General features: G+C 69.0%; 2 protein-coding genes and 2 pseudogenes. 2 read left to right on the forward strand and 2 right to left on the reverse strand.

The features are described 5' to 3' along the window. A pseudogene (locus BN903_RS11390) lies at nt 1–2,063 on the reverse strand (formate/nitrite transporter family protein); the annotation flags it as partial. Between the two features lie 140 nt (nt 2,064–2,203). Further along, nucleotides 2,204–3,478: a TIGR00341 family protein gene (locus BN903_RS11395; protein WP_048077874.1), complete on the reverse strand. Its 1,275-nt coding sequence runs from the start codon at nt 3,476–3,478 to the stop codon at nt 2,204–2,206. 134 nt (nt 3,479–3,612) lie between these two features. Between BN903_RS11395 and BN903_RS11400 the strand changes: the two genes are divergently transcribed. After that, nucleotides 3,613–3,864 carry a hypothetical protein gene (locus tag BN903_RS11400; protein WP_048077838.1) on the forward strand — a complete coding sequence of 84 codons (252 nt, stop codon included), beginning with the start codon at nt 3,613–3,615 and terminating at the stop codon, nt 3,862–3,864. Between the two features lie 130 nt (nt 3,865–3,994). Next, nucleotides 3,995–4,253, forward strand: a pseudogene (locus BN903_RS11405) (homoserine kinase); the annotation flags it as partial.

The following is a 4,253-nucleotide window of genomic DNA, read 5'->3' on the forward strand; positions in this document are numbered from 1 at the left end:
CCGGTGCCGTCGGCGTCGGCGAGCGCGTCGGCGACGGATGCGTCCGCGGCGTCGGCAGCGCCGCTGTCTGACTCCCCCGTTGTCGCCGTCGGGGTCCGCGTCACCGTTGCCACCACCGTCGCCGTCACCATCACCGCCACCGTTGCTATCTCCGTTGCCCCCGACATCCCGCACGTCGGTCCCCTGCGACTGTTCAGGGTCGCGGTCGACCCCGCCCGACAGATCGGTCGCGCGGCGACCGGAGCCGAACAGCCGCTCGCGCAGCGACCGCGAGCTGGGGCGTTCGGTGAGCAGCACCGAGGCGTCGACCTCGTGGATCACGTCGAGGTGGAGCGAGTTCGAGACGAGCCGGGAGAGCAGGCCCTTCTCCGTTGCGCCGATGATGACGAGCGTCTTGTCGGTCGCGCCTCGACGATGGCCGACTCGACGTCGCCGCCGTCGTCGACGACGAACTCGGCGTCCGTGAGCCCGTGTTCGTCGGCCCACGCCGCGAGGAACGACCTCCCGTCTTCCCGGTTCTCCGGGCCGTCGACCACGTGGAGCAACGTCACCTCGGCGTCGGCGGTGTCCGCGAGCACCTTCGCCACCTCCGCGCTCAGCGCCGAGTCCGGCCCGCCGGAAGTGGGGATAAGGATCCGCGAGGTGTCGAGGTCCTGCTCGTTGAGGATGAGGAAGTCGCAGGGGAGCTGGTTCGTCAGCTCGTCGATCGGGCGCTCGGCGCGGGCGGCGCTCCACAGCTGGTCGTCGCCCCAGCCCATCAACACCGCGTCCGGGCGGGTCCGGCGCGCCATGTTGAATACCTCCTCGAACGAGCGGTGCGAGATCACCGTCGACGTCGACACCTCGACGTCGTAGTCGGCCGCCGTCGACCGGAGGTTCGCCATTCCCTCGGCGGAGACATCGGCTATCCGACGGCCCGCGTCGCCCGAGGACAGCGACATGCGCTCCGGCGCTTGGACGACGTGAACGATGTGGACGACGCCCTCCTCGTGGCTGCTCGCGAGCCGCGCCGCCAGCTCGACTATCGGCCCGTCGGTCCGCGGGTTCGTGATCGGCACCATGATACGGTACCCCTCGCCCGCGAACAGGGTCGCCTCGGTGGCGTCCAAGATCGGGACGTACGATCGACCGGCCGCGCGGCCGAACACCCACTCGGGCACGGTCAGGCGGCGGCTCACGCCCTCGAAGCGAGCCTCTTCGAGCCGCTCCTCGCTCGTTTGGAAGTAGTTGACGAGCGTCACCAGGACGACGCCGCCGATAGTGTTACCGAGCAACACCGGCACGACGAAGCCGATGAGGCCGGAATAGAGGCTAATCTCCGCGCCGTACAGCGGAATACTGTACTCGAAGAACAGGTACACGACCTCGGTGAAGGAGACAACAACGTGGAACAGGTCGCCGAGCGGGATCGCGAGGAACGCGAGGTAGACGACGAGCATCCGGCTCACGGAGTCGGTGGAGGCGAAGCCGACCCAGACGACGCCGGCGACGATGAGCCCCGCCATCGCGGCCTTGAAGAAGAGCGGAACGAACTCCATGCCGAAGCCGCCCTCGGAGATGTATCGCGCCGCCTCGACGGTGTCGCCCGTGAAGACGCCGCCGTACGAGAGGACGGCCGCGCCGATCGCGCCGCCGGCGAAGTTGCCCGCGAGCACGATCGTCCAGTGGCGGAGCAGGGTCGGGAGGCTCGCGAGCCGTTCGAGCGTGAGCGCCACCGGCGGGAGCGTGTTCTCGGTGTACAGCTGGTAACCGCCGATGATGATGTAGATAAACCCGAGCGGGTACAGCAGGACGCTCAAGATCGGGTTTGAGTCGGTCGCCGCCGTCAGCGACGCGTACAGCATGAACGTGATCGTGATCGCCAGCCCGGCAGCGAGCCCGCTGAAGAACAGCTCGCGGCTCCCCGAGGTCACCTCCTCGTCCGCGGCGGCGATGATCCGCTGGAACACCTCGTCTGAGGAGAACCGGTCCCTGACGGCCTCGCCGACCGCCGGCGCGCCGCTTCGGGACCGCTCGACGACCTCACGCATCGAATCGTCGTCGGGTGGCTCTGAGTCAGTCACTGGCGGAGGCCACGGCGTCCCGATAAAAAGCCCTTGCTCTTCCGTTCACGCGGTCGAAAAACGACCGGACCGCGGAGAGATCGGAACGGCTCGGCGAGGGCGGAACGGCTCGGCGAGAAGCGTCCGCGGTCACCGCGGACTCAGGCGCGTTCGACGGTCACCGTGCGGACCTCGACGGTGACCTCGCCGTCGACCACGGTCTCGATGCGGCCGTCGAGTACGGGCGCGATACCCTCGACGGGACCGCCGGGCGGCACGCCGACCGTGACCACCACCCGATCGGTTTTGAGCGGCGGGACCGTTCCGGTGCGCTCGACGGTGAGTTCGAGCAGTTCGAACTCCGAGTTCAGCGCCGTCAGCTCGTCGCTCGCGGCGGCCCGGATGTCGGTCTCCGTGGTCGAGGCGACGTACGAGTCGTAGGTGACGCCGCCGAGGAACACCGAGAGCAGCGCGATGGCGACCGCGAGCACGGCGACGCGCTTGAGGAACGCGGCGCGCGCGTCGTCCTCGCGGAACCATCGCTGCGGGCGGTACCCCTCGTACCACAGCATCACGAGCGCGGAGAGGTTGATCGAGAGGACGTTCACCGCGACGATGATGCCCGCGCCGATCACGAGCCGCGGGATCCGGAAGGCGATCCCGATCCCGACGGCGGCCGCGGGCGGGATCAGCGCCACCGCGATCATCACGCCCACGAGCGTCGCCGAGACGCCGGTTATCAGCGAGACGATACCCGCGATACCCGCGCCGACCGCGACGACGAGGACGAGGACGTTCGGCGCGAGCCGTTCGGACACCTCCGCGAGTTCGAGCGGGTCGAGCCCGGGCGGGACCAAGGCGAGCGAGCGCAACGCGAGCGCGAACGCCGTGGCCGCGAAGACCGCGACCGCGACGCCCAGTATCTGCATCCGCACCCCGCGCCGGAACAGCGACTCGTCGTCGACGACGGTGCCGATCGCCGCGGACATCGCGGGGCCGATGAGCGGCGCGATCACCATCGAGCCGACGACGGTCGCGGGGGAGTCTAACAGCAGCCCGGCGGTGGCGATCACCGCCGAGATAACGGTCATCAACACGTACGTCCCCAGCCCCGAGGCGAGCCCCTCGGCCTTCGCCTGGAGCTCCTCGCGGGAGATCCGGTCGCCGCCGTGCTCGGCGTCCTCCTCGTACTGCTCTTCGAGCGCCTCGAACCGCCGGGAGATGACCGTCTCTGCCGCGACGATGACGGTGTAGGTGCTCTCGTCGATCCCCGCCTCGCGGAGCCGTTCGAGGACCGGTTCGACCGCGGCCGTCGGCAGCGGGAACGTCGCGACCGCGGTGTACTCGCGGCCGCTGGTCTCGTCGGTGACGACGTAGTCGACCCCCTCGTCGTCGAGCGCGCGGACGACCGCCGCGCGCTTGCCCGCCGGTATCATGACCTGAACGAGTCGCACGGTCGCCGGTCGCGCCGCCGACTCTTATAAGGTGGGCACGCGGACGGCGTCGCGGTCGCCGCGAGCCGCGAGAAACGGAACTTTAATGCGCGAATCGCTCGCACCTCCAGCTAAGAATGATCTCGCCGCTGGTCATCGACACGTTCCTGCTCAACTACCACCTTGGGCACGTCATACTGTTCGGGCTCGTCGTCTCGCTTCTCGGGGCCGCGCCGCTGAAGTCTCAGAAGATGTTCGCGTCGATCTTGGCCGTCTTCGGCGTCGTCTTCCTCGCGGCACCGTACACGACGATGCCGGCGACCTTCGTCCTCGTCGGCATCCCGCTCATCCTGATCGGCACGCTACTGTGGACGATGTCCGAAAGCTGAGACCGGCCTTCTCCCGAGCGTTTCCGTCTCTTTCTTCCCGCGTTCCGCCGACGAGTGCGACCGATCGCGTCGCGGTTTCGGTTCCTGTTCGATCCCGCTTCTTTTTTTGCCCCCGGCGACACTCCCCGCCATGGTAACGGTACGGGCCCCCGCGACGAGCGCGAACCTCGGGAGCGGCTTCGACGTGTTCGGGGCGGCCCTCTCGCGGCCGGCGGACGTCGTCACGGTCGAGAAGGCGGCCGAGACGACGATCGAGGTCACGGGCGTCGGCGCGCAGTACATCCCGGAGGACCCCGAGAAGAACACCGTGGGGGCCGTCGTCGAGGCGCTCGACGCGCCGGCGCGGATCCACATCGACAAGGGCGTCCGCCCGGCGTCGGGGCTCGGCT

The organism is Halorubrum sp. AJ67 (assembly GCF_000513435.1).